General features: G+C 70.4%; 16 protein-coding genes. 6 read left to right on the forward strand and 10 right to left on the reverse strand.

Annotation, left to right across the window (positions count from 1 at the left end; all coding sequences use genetic code 11):
* Nucleotides 1-6: 6 nt before the first annotated feature.
* From AC5W7N_RS16815 to AC5W7N_RS16830, 4 genes are all read right to left on the reverse strand, one after another.
* The gene (locus tag AC5W7N_RS16815) at nucleotides 7-789 is read right to left on the reverse strand and encodes an ABC transporter permease (protein WP_495921869.1); all 783 of its coding nucleotides are present in this window, start codon (nucleotides 787-789) and stop codon (nucleotides 7-9) included.
* Nucleotides 786-1,781: an ATP-binding cassette domain-containing protein gene (locus tag AC5W7N_RS16820; protein WP_195019934.1), complete on the reverse strand. Its 996-nt coding sequence runs from the start codon at nucleotides 1,779-1,781 to the stop codon at nucleotides 786-788. The genes AC5W7N_RS16815 and AC5W7N_RS16820 overlap by 4 nt, the downstream gene beginning before the upstream one ends.
* Nucleotides 1,778-2,524: a hypothetical protein gene (locus AC5W7N_RS16825; RefSeq protein WP_163809301.1), complete on the reverse strand. Its 747-nt coding sequence runs from the start codon at nucleotides 2,522-2,524 to the stop codon at nucleotides 1,778-1,780. The genes AC5W7N_RS16820 and AC5W7N_RS16825 overlap by 4 nt, the downstream gene beginning before the upstream one ends.
* A 161-nt stretch (nucleotides 2,525-2,685) precedes the next feature.
* Nucleotides 2,686-3,711, reverse strand: coding sequence for a glutathione S-transferase family protein (locus AC5W7N_RS16830; protein WP_163809303.1), 1,026 nt, complete (start codon nucleotides 3,709-3,711; stop codon nucleotides 2,686-2,688).
* 50 nt (nucleotides 3,712-3,761) lie between these two features.
* Here AC5W7N_RS16830 and AC5W7N_RS16835 point away from each other — a divergent pair, with 50 nt between their 5' ends.
* A complete protein-coding gene (locus tag AC5W7N_RS16835) occupies nucleotides 3,762-4,556 on the forward strand; it encodes an enoyl-CoA hydratase/isomerase family protein (RefSeq protein ID WP_195019933.1) in 795 nt (264 codons plus the stop codon).
* A gap of 122 nt (nucleotides 4,557-4,678) precedes the next feature.
* Nucleotides 4,679-5,983 (forward strand): class I adenylate-forming enzyme family protein, encoded by a 1,305-nt coding sequence (locus AC5W7N_RS16840; protein ID WP_495921870.1) that lies wholly within the window; start codon nucleotides 4,679-4,681, stop codon nucleotides 5,981-5,983.
* 9 nt (nucleotides 5,984-5,992) lie between these two features.
* On the opposite strand, the gene AC5W7N_RS16845 is transcribed toward AC5W7N_RS16840, so the two are convergent.
* Complete coding sequence (locus tag AC5W7N_RS16845; RefSeq protein ID WP_194991386.1) at nucleotides 5,993-6,739, reverse strand: tyrosine-protein phosphatase; 747 nt, start codon at nucleotides 6,737-6,739, stop codon at nucleotides 5,993-5,995.
* A 384-nt stretch (nucleotides 6,740-7,123) separates the two neighbouring features.
* Here AC5W7N_RS16845 and AC5W7N_RS16850 point away from each other — a divergent pair, with 384 nt between their 5' ends.
* Together AC5W7N_RS16850 and AC5W7N_RS16855 are read left to right on the forward strand one after the other, a co-directional pair.
* The gene (locus AC5W7N_RS16850; RefSeq protein WP_228806688.1) at nucleotides 7,124-7,600 is read left to right on the forward strand and encodes a TetR family transcriptional regulator; all 477 of its coding nucleotides are present in this window, start codon (nucleotides 7,124-7,126) and stop codon (nucleotides 7,598-7,600) included.
* 45 nt (nucleotides 7,601-7,645) lie between these two features.
* On the forward strand, nucleotides 7,646-8,833 hold the full coding sequence (locus tag AC5W7N_RS16855; protein WP_195019932.1) for an alanine racemase: 1,188 nt from the start codon (nucleotides 7,646-7,648) through the stop codon (nucleotides 8,831-8,833).
* Nucleotides 8,834-9,052: 219 nt separating this feature from the next.
* Here AC5W7N_RS16855 and AC5W7N_RS16860 read toward each other — a convergent pair whose 3' ends face one another.
* Both AC5W7N_RS16860 and AC5W7N_RS16865 read right to left on the reverse strand, forming a co-directional pair.
* Nucleotides 9,053-12,811 carry an AAA domain-containing protein gene (locus AC5W7N_RS16860; protein WP_495921871.1) on the reverse strand — a complete coding sequence of 1,253 codons (3,759 nt, stop codon included), beginning with the start codon at nucleotides 12,809-12,811 and terminating at the stop codon, nucleotides 9,053-9,055.
* A gap of 121 nt (nucleotides 12,812-12,932) precedes the next feature.
* On the reverse strand, nucleotides 12,933-14,735 hold the full coding sequence (locus AC5W7N_RS16865; protein WP_495921872.1) for a DEAD/DEAH box helicase: 1,803 nt from the start codon (nucleotides 14,733-14,735) through the stop codon (nucleotides 12,933-12,935).
* 62 nt (nucleotides 14,736-14,797) lie between these two features.
* Here AC5W7N_RS16865 and AC5W7N_RS16870 point away from each other — a divergent pair, with 62 nt between their 5' ends.
* Nucleotides 14,798-15,652, forward strand: a complete 855-nt coding sequence (locus tag AC5W7N_RS16870) for a carbon-nitrogen hydrolase family protein (protein ID WP_163809313.1) — start codon at nucleotides 14,798-14,800, stop codon at nucleotides 15,650-15,652.
* A gap of 11 nt (nucleotides 15,653-15,663) precedes the next feature.
* On the forward strand, nucleotides 15,664-16,296 hold the full coding sequence (locus AC5W7N_RS16875; RefSeq protein WP_495921873.1) for a phosphoribosyltransferase: 633 nt from the start codon (nucleotides 15,664-15,666) through the stop codon (nucleotides 16,294-16,296).
* A gap of 28 nt (nucleotides 16,297-16,324) precedes the next feature.
* On the opposite strand, the gene AC5W7N_RS16880 is transcribed toward AC5W7N_RS16875, so the two are convergent.
* From AC5W7N_RS16880 to AC5W7N_RS16890, 3 genes are read right to left on the reverse strand one after another with little or no spacing between them, the layout of a single operon-like run.
* Nucleotides 16,325-17,068 carry an ESX secretion-associated protein EspG gene (locus AC5W7N_RS16880; protein ID WP_163809317.1) on the reverse strand — a complete coding sequence of 248 codons (744 nt, stop codon included), beginning with the start codon at nucleotides 17,066-17,068 and terminating at the stop codon, nucleotides 16,325-16,327.
* Between the two features lie 8 nt (nucleotides 17,069-17,076).
* A complete protein-coding gene (locus AC5W7N_RS16885) occupies nucleotides 17,077-18,396 on the reverse strand; it encodes a PPE domain-containing protein (RefSeq protein WP_495921874.1) in 1,320 nt (439 codons plus the stop codon).
* Nucleotides 18,389-18,760, reverse strand: coding sequence for a hypothetical protein (locus AC5W7N_RS16890; protein ID WP_163809321.1), 372 nt, complete (start codon nucleotides 18,758-18,760; stop codon nucleotides 18,389-18,391). The genes AC5W7N_RS16885 and AC5W7N_RS16890 overlap by 8 nt, the downstream gene beginning before the upstream one ends.
* Nucleotides 18,761-18,790: the final 30 nt, after the last annotated feature.

The following is an 18,790-nucleotide window of genomic DNA, read 5'->3' on the forward strand; positions in this document are numbered from 1 at the left end:
ATCAGCTCACAGGTCGCGGGCGCGCACCGACCACCAGCCCAGGCCCCCGATGCCGATGGTCCACAGCATCAGCACCACGATCGCCGCCGGTGTCGGCGCCAGCAGGTCGGCGTCGGCGAAGGAGCCGGGCATCAGGGCGCTCACCGTCGACGACCCGGGCAGCAGGGTCGCCACTCCGGCGATGCCGAGGCCGGTGGTCACCAGCCAGATCAGCGGCTCGATCACCAGCAGCCAGCCGAGCACCAGCGCGACGCCGGTCCCGGGCGAGCGCAGCCACAGCCCCACGCCGGAGCCGATGACCGCCCAGCACACCGCCGCGACCAGCCCGCCGCCGAGCGCGGCGAACAGCTGCGCGGTGATCTCGAACTTCCCGTTGCCGAAGGCGAAAAGGCAGCCGAGCGCGACGAGCTCGACCGCCACCGCCGCACCCAGCGCAACAGCCGCCGTGACCAGCATCTTTGCGCCGACCAGCCGATCGCGGTCCGGAGTGAACATGGCCGTGATGGCCATCGTGTCGTGCCGGAATTCGGCACCGGCAGCGGCCGCGCCGTACCCGCTGGCCGCCAGCACGACCGCGATCAATGCCAGATACAGGCCGATGGTGGCGGCGCCGGTGGCCGGCTCGCCCTCGGGATCGGCGGGTCCGGACAGGATCGCGGTGACCGAACTGGTCACCACGGCACAGGCGACCACCAGCGCCGCGAGCAATCGCGGCCAGCGCAGCGTCGCGGTCTTGCGGAGTTCGGAGTTGATCGCCGGCAGCAGGTCCGCGGGCAGGACGTCGATCATCGTGGAATCCCGTACGGCATCGGAGACGGTTGCGGAGGTCGAGCGGGGTGTGGCGGGGCGGCGGTGCCGGTGACCACCGGCCGGTGACGGGCCGCGGCGGTGAGCGAGGCCAGCACGCGGTCCGGGTGGATGGGGTCGGCGACGATGCTGTCGATGCGGACGCCTGCCGTACCGGCGACCGCCAGGATCTGCTCCTGGCTCGCCTCGGCGACGGCGAGCCTGCCGTCCTGGCGGATGACGGCATCGGTGTATCCGGCCACTGCCAGCGCCGTGGCCAGCGCGATCGCCGAGGATGTCGCCACAACGAGCCGGTCGGGATTATTGCGCCGCAGCCGCGACGGGCTGCCCTGGTACACCACCGAGCCCGCGCTGAGCACGATGATGGTGTCGGTGAACGGCAACACCGCGGCCAGGCTGCGCCCGGTGATCAGCGCGCTCCCGCCGCGGCCCGCGTGTCCGCGCAGGAAATCGGTGAGCCAGGCGTGTTCGACGCTGTCGAGTTCGAGGGTGGGGTCGTCGAGCACCAGCAATTGCGGGTTGGGCAGCAGGGCGGTCGCTATCGCGGCGCGCAGCTGACGTCCCGGGCTGAGCCCGTCGGGTTTGGTGCCGGCGAAGTCGGTCAGTCCGGTCAGCTCCAGGACCTCGCGCACCCGCCGGTCCGGCAGTCCTGCCGCGGCGGCGTAGATCCGCAGGTGGTCGCGGATGGTGCGGCCGGGGTGCAGCCCGCGCGGGTCGAGCACGCCGCCGACCACGGGTGCGTAGTCGGGCCGGTTAGCGACATCGAAACCGCCCGCCTGCACCGCGCCGGCGGTGGGTTCGAGCAGCCCGAGCAGCACACCGGCCACCGTCGTCTTGCCCGCGTCCTCCGCGCCGACCAGCGCCGCGACGGTGCCGGGTGCGACCGTGAAACTCACGTCGCGCACGGCCTCGGTCAGGTCGTAGCGCTTGGTCAGTCCGCGGACGGCGAAGGCCTGCGGTCGTGCGGCGCTCACCGCGAGACGGCCGGGGGCGGCGGATAGGCGGAGGGCACCGCAGACGCTTCCAGCGCCGGCAGCGGATCGGCGTCGATGATCTGCGGCTGATCGGCCGGGAAGTGGGCAGGCGCGGGACCGAAGGCCTTGCGCGCGTTGTTGATCGTGGCCTTGCCGAGGGCGCGGTTGCCGGCCCCGCCGATCACCGCGCCGATGCCCGCGGGCAGCACCTTGCCCGCCATCAGGCCGGCGCGTTTGGTGATGAATCGGACGATGAACCGTTTGAGCAGCGACTCGTTCATACCTGCCACGCCGGGAATGCGGGTCGCGAACGCCGTGCCCCAGTTCTTGGCGGAATGGCCGATGCTCTTCTGCACGATCTCCATGCCGGTATCGCCGAGCACGACCGCGAGCACCAGCGCTCGCCGCTGCTCCTTGTCCTGTGGCCGCACACCGTGTACCGAGGCGACCGCGAGCGTGAACACCGCGGAGGCCTCCATGAAGAAGGTGGTTTCGGCGCTGACCGCGGCCAGCGCCGCGACCGTGCCCACGCCAGGCACCGCGGCCGTGGCGCCGACCGCGCTACCGCTGCCGGTGACCGCGAGCAGGTACTGCTTTTCCAGCCGCTCGATGATCTGCGCCGGGCTCTCGTCCGGATGCGCGCGCCGCAGCCGCGCCACGTACTTGGCGACCGCGGGGGCTTGCAGGCGGGATCCGGTATCGAGTAGCTCGACCACCGCTTTCTCGAACGCCTTGGTGAACACGGCCTCATCCTCCTCTTCGGCCTCTGCTGCGCAACTGTAGGGCACCTGCGCCATCAGCTCGTTCTGACAACGGATTACCCGCTGCAATAGGTTCCGACCCCACCGCGCGCCGATCGGCACGGTGGTTCGGGTCACGGCCCGGCGGCCGGGAGAACGGCTGCCTACCGCGGCTCGCGCAGCGCGGGCACTCGCTCGCTCAGCGGCGGCGGAGGCGGCGGGGTGCCATCGCCGAAGGGCCTGCCACCCAGCGCCTCGCGCCCGTGCGGGGTCAGCCAATTCGACAGATCGGGGCCCTTGGGCACGATGCGAGTGGGGTTGATATCGGTGTGCACCACGTAGTAGTGGGTCTTGATCTGTCCGAAATCGACGGTGTCACCGAATCCGGGCGTCTGGTAGAGGTCGCGCGCGTAGGCCCACAGCACCGGCATTTCGGCGAGCTTGTTGCGGTTGCATTTGAAATGCCCGTGGTAGACGGCGTCGAACCGGGCCAGTGTGGTGAACAGCCGCACGTCGGCCTCGGTGATGGTGTCGCCGACTAGATAGCGCTGCCCGGCCAGCCGGTCGCTGAGCCAATCCAGGGCGGTGAAGAGCCGGTCGTAGGCGTCGTCGTAGGCGTCCTGGGCGCCGGCGAAGCCGCAGCGGTAGACCCCATTGTTGACCTCGGTGAAGACCCGGCGGTTCACCTCGTCGATCTCCGCGCGCAGCGGCGGCGGATACAGCTGCGGCGCGCCCGGCCGATGGAACTCGGTCCATTCGGTGGAGAAATCAAGGGTGATCTGGGCGTAGTCGTTGGTCACCACCTGGCCGGTCGGCACATCGACCATCGCGGGCACGGTGATGCCGCGCGGGTAATCCGGGAAGCGGGCCAGGTAGGCATCGCGCAGGTGGTGGATGCCGAGCACCGGATCGACCTCGCCGGGGTCGAGATCGAAGGTCCAGCTGAGCTTGTCGTGGGTTGGTCCGCACAGTCCGAGCGAGATCACCTGTTCGAGCCCGAGCAGGCGACGCACGATGAGGGTGCGGTTGGCCCAGGGGCAGGCGCGGGCGGCGACCAGCCGGTACCGATCCGGCGCCACCGGATAGCCGTCTCGGCCGTCCGCGGTGATCCTGGTGGTGATGTAGTTGGTGTCACGCTTGAACTCGCCTGGCTCGACGTAGCTGCCTGCCTCCGATTCCGCCTTGGTCACACCGACAGTCTCCCAGATCCGGGGCGAGGCGAGGGCTTTACTCTGACCGAATGAGTGACACCAAACCCACCAGACTGGAACGCGAGATCGTCGGCGACGGTGCCGAGGTCGCGACATTGACTCTGGCGAATCCGCCGCTGAATCTGTTCGACCAGGCCATGTTCGATGCCCTCGTCGCCGATATCGCCGAGTTGACCGCGCGTCCGCCGCGCGCGCTGCTGTTGCGCGCCGAAGGCAAGGTCGTCTCCGGTGGGGTCGATGTGCACACCTTCGACGGCCTGACCGCCGAGCAGGGCGCCGAGCTCTGGCGCGATCTGTTCGCCAGGATCTGCCATCCGCTCGAGGCCCTGCCGTGCCCGGTGGTGTTCGCGGCGCACGGCCTCACCCTCACCGCGGCCTTCGAGATCGCGCTGGCCTGCGATCTGATCCTGGCCGCGCCCAAGGCGAAGTTCGGGCTGGTGGAGATCGTGGTCGGGCTGACGCCGTCGATGGGCGGCCCGCAGCGGCTGGCCGAGCGCGCGGGGTCGGGCCGGGCCCGCGAGCTGGTCATGACCGGCGACCTCTACGACGCGGCGACCATGGCCGAATGGGGTGTGGTGAACGGGGTGCACGAGGACCTCGACGCCGCCGCCACCGCCCTGGTGCACCGGCTGGCGCAGGGCCCGACCCGCGCGCACGCCGCGACCAAGAAGATCGTCGAGGCCTGGCGTTCGGGCGGTGTGGCGCATGCCGATTCGGTGACGCCCGAGGTGTCCGGCGAGCTGTTCGCCACCGAGGATCTGCGTGGCGCGGTCCGCAGCTTCCTGGAGCTCGGTCCGGGTAAGGCGACCTATACCGGACGCTGATCGGCCTTGCTCCCGGGCATCCGTGGATGACGACACGGAAACATTCGCCGACTCCGACCGCGAATTTGTGATCTGCGTCATATAGTCACAGTGCCCGACGGTTCGAAGCACGCGGAGGTCCGATGAGAGACGGTACGACGAGGCTCATCGGGCCGAGCGCGAACGAGGATGCTCAGGACGGTCTGCTGGTCGAATACCCGGCCGGGGAGCGGGCAGGCGATCCGCTGGCCCGCGGCGCCGACGGCGTGCTGCGCTACGGCAATCTCACCCCCGCGCTCACCGAACTGCTCGACCTCCAGGTGCATGCCTTCACCAACCGGGAGGCCGTGGTCGAGGTGGGCGGGCCCCGGCTCACCTACCGGGAGCTGTGGCATTCGGCCTCGCGCATCGCGGGCGGCCTGCAGGAGCACGGCATCGGCTACGGCGATCGGGTCGCGGTGCACCTGCCGGTCGGTGCGCGCTGGGTGCAGGCGTTCCTCGGCGCTTTGCTCAGCGGCGCCGTGCCGGTGCTGGTGCACGACGGGCTACCGGCCGCGGTCGCCGAGCGCGTGATCGCCGACAGCGGCGCCGATTTCGTCCTCGGTTCCGGTGGCCGCGGCTGCGGCTCCACCAGGGCCGGTGGCGTCGCCGAGGCGAAATTGCCCGACGGTGCTGCCTTCATCGACGACGGCGCCGCCCTCGACGATCTCGCCCTGCTCTGTTACACCAGCGGCACCGCCCCGGGCCCGCTGCTCCCCAAGGGCGTCGAGCTCACCAACGAGAACCTGCTCTCGGCCATCCGTTCGGTGGTCGGCGCCCTCGATCTGCCCACCGACGGATTACGCAACTTGGTGCTGCTGCCATTGGCGCACGCCAGCGGCTGCGTCGACCAGTTGCTGCCCACCTTCGCCGTCGGCGGCACCGTTGTGCTCGCGCCCGATACCGGACGGCTCGCCGAAACCCTTGCCGCCGAACGCATCGACATGATCGCCGCGACCCCGCGCGTCCTCGGCGCCCTGCTGCCGGAGCTGGCCGCCGAGCGTGCCGACGGCCTGCGTACCGAGAGTGTGGCGCGCATCAGCACCGCTGGCCATCGCGCCGAGCGCCAGACGGCCGGACTCGACGCGGACGAAGTGCGCGCGGTGTTCCCCGACGCGCGCCAGTGGGCGGTCTGGGGTGCCACCGAGACCAGCGGCATCGGGCTCGCCGTCGATGATTCGCCCGCCGATCCGACGGTGCTCGGATTGCCGTTCGGCGGCACCGAATTGGCGCTGTGGGGTCCGCGCGCCGGGCACGGTCACGGCGAACTGCTGTGCCGGGGCCCGAACGTCACCCGCCGCTATTGGAACGACCCGAAGGCCACCGCGGCTCGTTTCACCGGCACCTGGTTCCATACCGGCGATCAGGTCACCATCGGCGCCGACGGTCTGGTTCGGCGCAGCGCGTAACCGGACCGCTCAGCCGACCAGGCGTTCACGCAGGCGTGCGCGCAACTCGGCGGTCAGGCCGACGGCATCCAGGTACCGGTCGATATCGCCGTGCAGCTCGCGCACCGAGTCCAGCCCGCTGCGCAGGTACTCCTCCCGCACGCCCAGCAGGTCGTCGGAGAAGACGTGATCCGGGCCGAGGTTCTCGATCAGCATCGCCTTCAGCACCGGGACCGCGGAGTTGCTGAGCAGGTAGTCGGCCAGCACGTCCGGCTCGTCGACGCCCACCGCGCGCAGCAGCGTCGCGATGGCCCAGCCGGTGCGATCCTTGCCCGCCGCGCAATGCACGAGCACCGCGCCGTCGCCGCGCACGACCGATTCGGCCAGGGCGAGGATGGCCGCGTGTGCCTCCGGACGTGCCGGGAACATCCGGTAGACCTCGATCATGTGCGCCTTGGCCGCGCCCGTCGCCGGATCGTGCGGCGGCGCTTCGCCCATATCGGAGTCGAACGGGGTGACCATGAGCCGGATGCCGTCGGGCAATCGGTCGGCGCCGTGTTTGGCGATCTCCGGCTGGCCGCGCAGGTCGTGCACGGCGCGCACGCCGAGTTCGCGCAGCACCGCGTGGCCGGTCTCGTCCAGGCTGCTGAGCTGTGCCGATCGCAGCAGGACGCCGGGCCGGATGGTGCCGCCGCCCGCGGTGGGCAGGCCGCCGAGGTCGCGGAAGTTGAAGGTGCCGGGGATCCGCAGGTGGCCGGCCAGGGGCGAGAGAGTCACTTGCTCAGGCTAACGTTCACCGGACGGGCACGGCCAGATGTCCGTTTTGCGAGGTCCAATTGTGTGATCGGACACAGCGCCCGGGCCGCGGAGTCGATCATGTCGTACGCTGATCGATGCTTTGTGCCGTACACGGGGAGGGGCGAGAGTGATGTTCGCGGAAGCGATTCCAGCGCAGTGCGGAAGAGTTCGACAGCGTTCCGTTTAGGTAACAAAACAATCTTTTAGTCTGAATTTACCCATGGAACTAGTTCTTAAACCCTGAAAACCTTCTACCATTGATGAACGCTGCCTGGATGGGCTGCACTTTCCCGACAAGTGCCCGCCAGGTAGTGAATCGCGGCCGACGAGGTACGCGAGATCTGTTCGCCGAGGGAGTCGTCGTTGATCGCACGTGGAGAATTGGTGGAGGCCCGACTGCGGCCGACCGTCTGCGAGGCAGTCGAGAATGCGGCTGCTTCGCTCGATATGCACGGTGTGCGCGCGCTGCGAGTGCTGCTGCACGCCGGTTTCAGCGCCTACTGGCCGTTGGTGAAGGCCACTCCGGCCAAGCAGTTGGAGGCCTACGAGGAGGCCGTCCAGCGCTTGCGTGAGCATTGGGACGGCGAGACCGAGGCCGATTCTGCCGCCGGGACGGGCCTGTTCCAGGACATGGATGCCGAGGCCGTCGTCTTCCTGGAGTTGTGCGCCCGGCATGCGGGCGCGCAGTGGCTCGAGCCGGTGGAAGCCATCGCCGCCTACGTCGTATCGGTCTTGCAGGGCGCGGTGCTGCGCTGGCTGGCCGACCGCGACGACGAGACGATCCTGGTGGTGCTCGACGATCTGGTATCGAGCCTGGCCACCCGCGCCGCGGACGCGTAACCGGTCTCCGCACAGTACTGGACGCCTGACCAGTTGCATGGTTGAGTGGGTGGGGTGACCGAAACGTCGCCGATCGCGCGGCTGCACGCCGCCACCGCCGATCTCGAGCCGCCCCTCGCCGCCCTCGACCTGGCTGCCCTGCGCGCCAATGCCGCCGACCTGGTGCGCCGCGCCGGTGGCGTTCCCATTCGCGTCGCCAGCAAATCCGTGCGCTGCCGCGCCGTGCTCGAAGAGGTCCTCGGTGCCGGGCTCACCGCCGACGGCGGATTCGCCGGAATCATGTCGTATTCGCTGGCCGAGGCCATCTGGCTGGTCCGGCTCGGCGCGCGTGATGTGCTGCTCGGCTACCCCGTCACCGACCGTGCCGCGCTGGCCGAACTCGGCGCCGACCCGGTGCTGCGCGACGCCATCACCTTGATGATCGACCATGTCGATCAGCTCGACCTGATCCGGGCGGCGGTCGGCAGCGAGAACGTGCGGCCACGGGTCTGCCTGGATGTGGATGCCTCGCTGCGTATCGGGCCGCTGCATCTGGGGGTGCGGCGCTCACCGATTCGCAGTCCCGAACAGGCCGCCGTCTTGGCCGAAGCGGCGCTTCGCCGTGGCTTCGACGTAGTCGGTGTGATGACCTACGAGGCCCAGATCGCGGGCCTGCCCGACAGCAATATCGCGGTGCGGCTGGTGAAGAAGGCCTCGGCCGCCGAGATCGGCCGCCGTCGCGGTGCGGTGGTCGATGCGGTGCGGTCGGTGGCCGGGCCGTTGCAGATCGTCAACAGCGGCGGAACTGGATCGATCGAGGTCAGCACGGCCGATGCCGTCGTCACGGAGGTCACCGCGGGATCCGGCCTCTACGCGCCCACGCTGTTCGATGACTACCGCGCGTTCAGCGTCACGCCGTCGCTGTTCTTCGCGCTGCCGGTGGTGCGCAAACCCGCCGACAAGATCGCCACCCTCTTCGGCGGCGGCTATATCGCTTCCGGCCCGGCCGGTGCGTCGCGGGTGCCGAAGCCGATGTGGCCCACCGGTTTACGACTGATCGGCACCGAGGGCGCGGGAGAAGTGCAGACCCCGGTGACCGGCGCCGCCCACCTGCGGATCGGCGATCGGGTATGGATGCGCCACGCCAAGGCCGGGGAGCTGTGCGAGCGGTTCGACCGTGTGCACCTGGTCGACGGCGACGGCGAGCGCACCGCCGTGCTGACCTATCGCGGCGAAGGAAAATGCTTCGGCTGAGCGGGGCGTATACCGCGGAATAGGGGTCGAAAATTACCGGCTGTAGTAGTCGGAAATAAGAACGCCGAAATACGAAACCGACTGGTTTGAATAATTGCGGGCCCCATGCCGCCATTTCGCTGAGTCGTAACCGAGCGGGACGAACGCAATCGTCGGCCCGTTATACGGGTACTCCCAACCGGTATGTGCGGCGGCGAATTCGGCGGCCGCGCGCGGGGTTCAGCCCAGACGCAGAAAGCGCGACAACTCGGTCAGTTCCGCCGGTGTGCTGGGCAGGTACTCGGTCAGCAGGGGAGAGCGAATGATGATCGCCTTCCACAGCGCTCGGCACAGCGCGCCCTGCACGAGCGTGCGCGAGATCAGCGTCGACAGCCCGTGTGGCGCATCGGCCGGGCTCGACGTCGCCAGGGACACGATGACCACGGCCGCCTCCCGCCCGCGGAACAACTCCGGCGTGCCCACCAGCACATCGTCGATCTTGGCGCGGGCCAGCAGCGTCGAGATCCGCGCCACCTGAGCGCGATACGGGGTGACGACGAAGATATCGTGCGGATGCAGCCGCCGCGTCGTCGCGCCGATCGTCCACGTCAGGCCGAGCAGCGCGCGCACCCGGCGCACCACCTCGCGGGCCTCGGCCACCGATTCGCTCGCATTGCCGTGGTGGTCCACCAGCACGGTGTCGATGCCGGGTTCGGTATCGGCGAGGCGGCGGGCCCGGGTGACGGTGTCGCTGGCGCGCAATCGGCCGCTGTAGTAGAGCCGCGAAATGGGTTCGGCCACCCGCGGATGCATTCGCCAGGTGCGGTCCAGGAAATAGCCGCGCTCGGCGGGCAGCGTGTCACAGCCGTCGATGAGCCGGCCGAGCACTGATGCGCCGACCGGTTCCGGATGGGCGGCGTCGAGGCGCTGGACGGGCGCGAACGGGACGCTCGGGGTGAGTGCTGGTGCGGGTACCGGATCGCCGATGACCAGCAGGTTGCGCGCGCTCACCGCGGCCGCGACCGCGTCGGCCAGGGGGAATCGCCCGGCGTCGGCGATCACCAGCAGATCCAGATCCCGATACGGCACCAGCTCCGGGTCGGCGAAATCGGCCGGGGCGCCGCCGATCACGCAGCCGTTGATCGCGTTGTCCAGGAAGCGCCGATACCGGCCCGCCTCGATGACGGCCCATTCGGGCGCCGGGATCGTAACGTCCTTCTTGGCCACCAGCTGCGGCAACACGCCGACCTCGACCACGGCGTCCAGCAGGTTCTCCACGATCGCCGGCGTCGGCGCCACCACGCCGACCCGCCATCGATAGCGGGTGACCATGCGCTCGATCACCCGCGCCGCGGTCGCCGTCTTCCCGGTGCCGGGCGGGCCCTGTACCGCCACATAGGAATCGTCGAGTGAGCGCACCGCCTCGGTGATGGCGGCGGCGTGATCACCGTGCACCTGGGGCAGCGGCCCACCGCCGCGCAGCCGGGGTGGGCGGCGGGCGAGGATGTCGAAGATCGCGCCGGCCGGGATCTGCGGCAACGTCATCAGCAGCTGCTGGGCCTGGTATTCGATCGCGGCGTGCACGTGGTCATCGGGAGCCGGCAGCCCGGGTGCGATCGCGGTGGGCAGATCGTCGAACGGGGCGCAGCCCGCGGGCAGGCGCTCCTCGAGCCGGACGGTGTCGTCGAACTCCGCGTCCACCGAGCATCCGAGCACCGTGGCGGTCGCCGTCGCACGCTGCCCGGCCGCCGCGACCATGCCCTCGGCCACCGGACGGTCGTAGAAGGTATGCACCGACGTGCCCGGCGCCAGCCCGCTGCCCGCGCCCATTCGCCCGGTCAGCGTGATGAATCGGCGCACGGTATCCCCGCGCGGGCCGATGTGCCATTTGGTGTCGACGGTGCCCCAATCGGCGACGAGCACACCGGGCGCCTCCGGCCATTCGTCCACCGGATGGGTGAGCCGATCGGCATGCGCCCACCACAGCGGCTGCCGTTCCCGGCGCCGGAATCCCAGTGCCGCCGACATCAGCGAAGCAACCTGGCGGGCACTGGATTCGGCGTCTGGCCGGCACTCGGCCGAGCCGGGAGCTGCTGGCCCGTACTCGGTCGAGCCCGGAACCGCCGCCTCGTGCCCGGCCGAGCTCGGAGCCGCTGCCTCGTATTCGGCCGTGCCTGGAGCAACTGCCTCGTGTTCGGTTGATCCGCACCGCAGCTCGATCACCGTGTCCAATGCGGAATCGGGGTTCTCGACCGGCGTGGAGCCGAGGGACCGGGCCGCTGCCGCACCGGTGTCGCCGATCGGCGCGGCCGGATCGGGCTCGTGCGGAGTTCTCCGCGTCGCACGCGTCGGTGAGGGTGCGGTGGTAGCCGCCGCGGGGAAGGTCTCGCCCGGTGCGGCCGGCACAGCGGGTGTTGCCACCGCGCTCGCGGCTATGTGCTCGTCCTGCGGTACGCGCTCGGCGAATTCGGCGAGGGCGGCTTCCAGTGGAGTCGGCCGACCTAGCGGTTCCAGCCTCGCGGCGCGGCGCTCGGCGGCGGGCGCGGCCGGTGCGATGTGTAGTTCAGCGGCGCGGTCGAGCAGCCAGTCGCGCAGCCGCAGCACCGTCACACAGTCGCGGTCGGCATCCGCGCGGGGTTCGGGCGCGGGCAACAGCGCGCGCAGCCGGGCCGGCTCGTACGAGTCGACGCCGATCAGCAGCGCGCTACGCACGATCGGATACAGGTCGACGAAAACGCCGCCGCGCAGCAATTCGTCGATCAGATCCTCGCCGGTGCCGAAGCGGCCACCCGCGCACAGCAGGGCCGAGCGGACCGCCGCGGTGTAATGGAACACGTGCAGCCCTGGGTGGATCCGCCTGCGCCGGGCGATGATGTCGAGCACCTGGTCGAGCGCCGCGCGCTGCCGTGTCCGGGTCTCGGCGCCGGCATTGTCGAGTGCCGCCGGAACCAGTAGTGACACGTGCACACCGGCGGCGTCGGCGAGCTCGACGCGCAGCTGATCCGCCGGTGCCGGGTCGATGGTGAGGGCGAGATCGCCCGGGGTGCGGGCCGGCAGTGCGCCGAGCGCGGTGGGATCGATCGTGGTGTGGGCGGGACGGCCGGAATCGTCACGGCGCAGCTGGATCTCGGCTTGTCTGCGCAGCCGCAGCAAGGTGCGCGGACCCAGCTCGGGCACGGGCGGCAGCGGCTCGGCCGTCGTGCCCAGCCGGTCGATGGTGCCGATCCCGGACTCGCGCAGCCGGGCCCGCGCGGTGCCGCTCATCCCGGCCACCAGCAGCAGATCGCGGGCGCTGGTGAGCGCATCGACGCACACCGCGCATCGTCCGCAGGCCAGATAGCGCGGGTCGCCCCACTGGGCGGGCAGCAGTTCGCCCAGCTTCTCGTCCACGATGTGACGGACCCGTGCGCGGCGCGCGCGAAACACCGGAAGTAGTTCCGCCACGGGCAATGTGTGCGTCCGGCCGCGGTGGGACTGCGCGATCAGCGGGTCGACGGGAATCCCGGCCGCCTCGATCGCCGCCGCGCAACCGGCCAGTTCCAGCGCCGAGGTGATGTCGAAGTCGTCCTCGCCGACGCCGTGCACGCGATACCGGACGCGATGCTCGGCGCGCACCAGAAAATCGGCGCGGCAGGCGAATTCGCCGTCGAAGAAGATTGCGCCCGCGATCACCGGTGCCTTGGCCCGTAGTGCGGCGAGGGTGTCGGCGTTGGCGGCGGTCAACGCGGCCGCGACATCGCCGTCCGCGCGATCCAGCTCGGTCCGCTCGGCGAAGCCGCCGATCTCGACGAGATCGTCGCCGTGCCGTCGCCGCAGCTCCGCCAGCAGTACGGCCCGTTCGGCCCGCCGGTTCTCCTCGGTCGAGTTCGGCGATGGGGTTGCGGCAGGCGCGGCACTCGCGGTGCCCAGATCGGCGTCGAGGGCGTGCAGCATCGCGAATTCGCACCGCGCGGCGCGGGCGAGGTCTGCGGCGGTGCTGACGACACGATCACCGAACACGAACAAACGCGGCCCTCCTGTGCCCGGACGGGACACCGGTCAGCGCTTCCTTGCGCACCGGACGGCAACACCTTAGCCAGCGGATCCGGTCGCGCCGCAGCCTGCCCGGCCCGGCGTGGCGTCAGGACCGGGGCTTGCGCCGCTCGTAGCGCTTACCGGAATCGCGCTCCCGGCGCGGGCCACGGGCGAACGAACGCTGCCCCGGCGGGCCCTGATCGAGCTGCAACTGGATGAGCTGACCGCTGATCCTGGTGCGCCGCAACGCTTCCAGCGTCTCCTGCGGCAGATTCGCGGGCAGCTCGACCAGGCTGTGGTCGGGCCGGATGCTGATATGACCGAAATCGCTGCGCCGCAGGCCGCCCTCGTTGGCGATCGCGCCCACGATCGCGCCCGGCACCACCCGATGCCGCTTGCCGACGCTGATCCGGTAGGTGGCCAGCTCCGCGCCGGTGGCCCGATGCCGTCCGCCGGAACCGCCGGGACGTTCGTCGTCGAAGCGGCGCGGCGACCGTTCGCGCTGCGGCCGCTCCACCGGCTCCGGTTCCGGTTCCATGAAGAAGTTGTCGCCGTCGTAGGAACCGACGGCCAGCGCGGCCGCGATATCGACCAGCGGGATGTTGTGCTCGCGCTCGTACTCCTCGATCAACTTGCGGAACAGCGCGAGGTTGGCGGAGTTGAGGTTTTCGGTGATGGCGTCACCGAACTTCGACACTCGCTGGGCATTGACGTCGTCGACGCTGGGCAGCTGCATCTCGGTGAGCGGATGCCTGGTGGCGCGCTCGATGGCCTTGAGTAGATGCCGCTCGCGCGGGGCGACGAACAGCAGCGCCTCACCGGAACGGCCCGCGCGGCCGGTGCGGCCGATGCGGTGCACATAGGACTCGGTGTCGTGCGGGATGTCGTAGTTGACCACATGCGAGATGCGTTCCACGTCGAGGCCGCGGGCGGCGACGTCGGTGGCGACGAGGATGTCGAGCGTGCCCGCCTTGAGCTGGCCGATGGTGCGCTCACGCTGGGCCTGCGCGATATCGCCGTTGATGGCGGCGGCGGAGAAACCACGGGCCCGCAGCTTCTCGGCCAGCTCCTCGGTGGCCTGCTTGGTGCGCACGAAGATGATCATCGCCTCGAACGACTCGACCTCGAGGATGCGGGTCAGTGCGTCGAGTTTGCGCTGATGCGACACCTGCACCCAGCGCTGGGTGATGTTGACGTTGGTGGAGGTCTTGGCCTTGACGGTGATCTCGACCGGATCGTTGAGGTACTGCTTGGAGATCTTGCGGATCGCCGCGGGCATGGTGGCCGAGAACAGCGCGACCTGCTTGTCGGCCGGAGTGTCGGCGAGGATGCGCTCGACGTCCTCCTGGAAGCCCATCTTCAGCATCTCGTCGGCCTCGTCGAGCACCAGATATTGCAGTTGCGACAGGTCGAGCGTGCCCTTTTCCAGGTGATCGATCACGCGCCCGGGCGTGCCGACCACGACGTGCGCGCCGCGCCGCAGCCCCGACAGCTGCACGCCATAGCTCTGACCGCCGTAGATCGGCAGCACATGCAGGCCGGGGATGTGCGTGGCGTACCGGCCGAAGGCCTCGGCCACCTGGATGGCCAGTTCACGGGTGGGGGCGAGCACCAGCGCGCGTGGAGCCTTACCGCCGGCCTCCAGCCCCATCAGGATCGGGATGGCGAAGGCGGCGGTCTTGCCGGTGCCGGTCTGCGCCAGACCGACGACGTCGGCGCCGGAGAGCAGTGGCGGGATCGTCGCGGCCTGGATCGGCGACGGCGATTCGTAGCCGACATCGGCGATGGCCCGCAGAATGCGGTCATCGATGCCGAGATCGGCGAACGTGGGGTCGACAGGGCTGGTATCGCCGCCCGCGGCGGCGGATTCGTCGTCGCTGGAAACGCTGTCGACCTGATTTGTGCTCATTGAGCAGCAGTTTACTGCCTTGCGGTGGCTGTCCCGGCCACCGGGCCAATACGGTGAGACCTATGCAACCGCAGAACACGGCCGCGACCGCGGCGACCGGGTCCGGGCGCGTCGAGGTCGCGGTGGTCCAGTTCGCGCCCTCGACCGAGCCTTCACAGAATCTGCATCAGCTGCGCGAGCACGTGCGCGCGGCCGCCGAGGCCGGGGCGCAGGTGGTGGTCGCGCCGGAGTATTCGATGTTCGCCGTCAGCAGGCTCGACCATCGGGTCGTAGCCGTCGCCGAGCCGCTGACCGGGCCGTTCGTCACCGGACTCGCCGCGATCGCCGCCGATTACCACGTGCATCTGGTGGCCGGTGTGGTCGAGACGACCACGCCGGGAGAGGGCCGCATCCACAACACACTGGTCGCACTCGGACCGGACGGGACGCTACTGACGCAGTACCGCAAGGTGCACCTCTACGACGCGTTCGGCCACCGTGAATCCGAGGTCGTGCGGCCGGGAGCCGTGACCGATCCCGCGACGTTCACCGTGGGCGAGCTCACCTTCGGTTTGCAGACCTGCTTCGATCTGCGCTTCCCCGAGGGCTGCCGCCGGGTGGCCGCGGCCGGCGCGCAGGCCCTGCTGCTGCCCGCCCAATGGATTCCCGGACCGGGCAAGGTCGAGCAGTGGACGACGTTGTTGCGCGCCCGCGCCATCGAGAACACCGTCTATGTCGCGGCCGCCGATCAGAGTGCGCACCGTGGCGCGGGATCATCGATGATCGTCGACCCGGCCGGCGTCGTCCTGGCCGCACTCGGCGAGGAACCGGGCGTGCTCGTCGCGACCGCCGACATCGCACGGGTGCACGAGGTGCGGCTGGCCAACCCCAGCCTGGACCTGCGGCGATTCGAGGTCGTCGAGCGCGTGTCGGAGTAGCGTTCGAAGTAATGGTGTACAGCGATCGTGCCGCCGCCGGTCGCGCGCTGGGTAAGAGATTGTCCTACCTGCACGCGTCGAATCCGCTGGTGCTCGGTCTGCCGCGGGGCGGGGTGCCGGTGGCCGCCGCGGTGCGCGAGGTGATCGGCGGCGATCTGGACATCCTGCTGGTGCGCAAGCTGGGCGTGCCCTGGCGGCCCGAGCTCGCGGTCGGCGCCATCGGCGAGGACGGCGCCAAGGTGATCAATACCGACGTGCTGGCCCACACCGGGCTCACCCATGACCGGGTCGACGAGATCGAAGCCGTCGAGCGGGCCGAGCTCGAACGTCGCCGGGCCGTCTGGCGCGGCGACCGCGAGGCGCTCGAGGTGGGCGGACGCACCGTCGTCCTCGTCGACGACGGCATGGCCACCGGTGCCAGCATGCTAGTCGCCTGCCGGGTCGCGCGGCTGCGGATGCCGGACCAGATCGTGGTCGGGGTGCCGGTGGCCTCGGCCGAAGCCATGGACCGGGTCGCACTCGAAGCCGACGACGTGGTCTGCCCGCTGGTCCCGCCCAGCCTCGGCGGTGTCGGCAATGCCTACCGCGATTTCCATCAACTCGCCGACCACGAAGTGACCGAGCTACTGCGCGCCGACGTCTAGCCCGAGAGCGTCACCGGACCGGGGGATCTCACCAGTGGTCGGCGAAGGTGCGCCGCTGTGCGGCGGTGACCATCGGCCGCAGATGCCCGGTGAACTGTTCGGCGTCCACCGCGACGATGTCGACGCTGTTGCCGGTGCGCACCAGGTAGCGGCCGTCGTCGGTGAGATCCACCCAGCACAGCACCCCGAAAGGATCCAGTTCCTCGTTACGCCGCACCGACACCACGATCTGGCCGATGCCGTCGCGGCGCTGCCGCAGCAGGGTCCGGATCCTTGCCGGTTCGGTGGGCCCGGCGACGGGCATCGTCACGAGATTGCGGCTGTCCTCGATCACCCGCGACAGCGGTGCGTTGAGCCGGGGTCCGGTGCCCGCCGGGAAGCCGGGAAGCATCGACACCACCCGGCCGGGCAGTGATGTGGCGCCGCCGGCGATCACCGTCAGCTCGGCACCGCGGTCCGGTGCACTGCCCGGGCGCTGGGCGGCGACCACCGCGACATTGCCGCTGGCGGCGCCGAGCACCCGGACCGGCGTGGGCGCGCCGTCCTCACCGCTGCGTTCACCGAACACCTCGACGCACACGTCCGGCCGGGCCAGCACGCGCAGCGCGGCCTCCAGGTCGGCGTCGAGGGTGCGTTCACACCATTCGGTCAGCGCGGGCAGTTGCGCGGCGCGTTCGGCGGTGTCACGCGCGGACAGTCGCACGGCCAGCGGGTAGGGGATACGGTCGCCGTCGGTCCGGGACCAGGCCATGGCGAACTGGTCCGGGGTCATGCTCCAGTTCACTCGTGCTCGGTCCACTCACCGAGGACCGGCGGCGTGGTGGGGTCGAGCGAGCCGATCAGCTCACCGCCCGCACCACCCGGTTCGAGGAAGGTCAGTTCGTCGTCGACGTAGTGCAGGTCGTCGTCCTCGTCGTCGAATTCGTCGGTCTTGGCCGGCGCCTGCTTCGGCGGGACCGGGCCTTGGCCCGAGCGGGTGGTGTCGGCGGCGGCCAGCGCGCCGCCCATCAGCCCGCCCATGGCGCCGGCGCTCATGCCGGTGATGGCCTCGCTGCTCGAGCCGTGCGAATCCTGCCGCTTCTCTTCCCGTTTGCGCTGGTCGTCGCCGCTGGTGTTCGCGGGAACCGAGGCGGGGGCCGCGACGGATGCGGGGGAGGTGACAGCAGATGCCGGTGCCGTGGCCGGCATTGCCGCCGGGCGGTCGACCGGTGCCGCCGAGGCGACAGCGGTGGGTGCGGTGCTCGCGGCGGCCGGGGTGGTGGCGGGCGGCGCCTGCGGTGCTGCCTCCGGTGCCGCGACGAGCGGTGCGGCGGCGGTCGCGGGAATCGTCGGCGGGGCGGCGGCGCCCGGCTCCGTGGCCTCGGCCGCCGGCGCCGCCGGCTGCTGCCCCGCCTCGGGCTCGGGGACACCGATGACGGCACCGACCGCGGCCGGTTGCGTGACCGGCCTGCCCGCGGCGGTATCCGGGACCACGATCGACACCGGGCCCGGCCGCGCGGCTTCCGGAGCAGGATCGGCCGCTGCCCCGGCCACCGCGTCCGGGAACGCGGGGATTCCGGCACCGGTGGGGATGAACGCGCTGGTGTAGATGCTCTCCATCACCCGGACCACATCCTGGCGGGAGTTCTCGACGGACTTGGCCGCGGTGACGTTCTCGCTCGCGCGTGAAGGATCCAGCAGCGCCGCCGCCAGATCCGGCTCGGTCTCCGAGGGGCCGGGCACCGCGCCACGCAGCGCCTCGGCCGCATCACCTGCCTGCCCGAGCCGCTGCCCGACCACCGTCATCACATCGGCGAGCTGCCTGCCCAACTGTTCGAAATCGCGCACCGCCGCGGCGGCCTGCTGGGCGGCGGCGCCGCGCCAGCCGTCGGCGATGGCCGAACGAATCTCGGTGTGCGCCTGGTCGATCGCATCGGTGAGGCCGGTGGCGGTGTTCTGCCAGGTCTGCTGGCCTGCCAGCAGGGTGGCGGGGGCCAGCTGCTGCACGGCGGCATGGATCTGCTGGTGAGTGAGGTTGTCGAAGATCTCGACCGTCGACGCGTAGTCGGGGTCGACGCGCTGGTGAGCGCCGCGTTCGGCGGCGCGCGGCATATTACGCATCGGCGGCCACCTTCCTGGTGGCGGCGGCGACGGCGTCGTCGGTATCGCGGTAGGCCGCGGCGGCGGCGCGGAAGGTGTGCGCGAGGCCGCGCGCGGCGGCCGCGTAATCGCGCAGCTGCGCGATGGCGTCGCCGGCCTTGCCCTCGAATCCGCGGCGCAGTGCGTCACCGGAGGCGAAGCCACCGAAACCCGGCAGTGTGGTGGCAGCGGCGAGTTGCTGGATCTGGATGTCGACCTGATCGGCGAGCTGTTCGTAGCGCAGGGCACATTGTTCGTGCGCCCCCTCGGCCACCAGGACACCGTCGATCCACAGATCTCCGTTGTCGATCGCGGTACCGAGTGCGGCGATATCGTTGCGCTGCACCTCGTCCCCCTTCTTCCCATCGAGCTGCCT

This window comes from Nocardia sp. CDC519, from assembly GCF_059509835.1.

Bases quoted from the DNA above. Each gene is read 5' to 3' on its own strand.
- AC5W7N_RS16815 (WP_495921869.1), bottom strand. From the start codon at position 789: ATGATCGACGTCCTGCCCGCGGACCTGCTGCCGGCGATCAACTCCGAA.
- AC5W7N_RS16875 (WP_495921873.1), top strand. From the start codon at position 15,664: ATGGTGTACAGCGATCGTGCCGCCGCCGGTCGCGCGCTGGGTAAGAGA.
- AC5W7N_RS16885 (WP_495921874.1), bottom strand. From the start codon at position 18,396: ATGCGTAATATGCCGCGCGCCGCCGAACGCGGCGCTCACCAGCGCGTC.
- AC5W7N_RS16865 (WP_495921872.1), bottom strand. From the start codon at position 14,735: ATGAGCACAAATCAGGTCGACAGCGTTTCCAGCGACGACGAATCCGCC.
- AC5W7N_RS16840 (WP_495921870.1), top strand. From the start codon at position 4,679: ATGAGAGACGGTACGACGAGGCTCATCGGGCCGAGCGCGAACGAGGAT.
- AC5W7N_RS16870 (WP_163809313.1), top strand. From the start codon at position 14,798: ATGCAACCGCAGAACACGGCCGCGACCGCGGCGACCGGGTCCGGGCGC.
- AC5W7N_RS16835 (WP_195019933.1), top strand. From the start codon at position 3,762: ATGAGTGACACCAAACCCACCAGACTGGAACGCGAGATCGTCGGCGAC.
- AC5W7N_RS16880 (WP_163809317.1), bottom strand. From the start codon at position 17,068: ATGACCCCGGACCAGTTCGCCATGGCCTGGTCCCGGACCGACGGCGAC.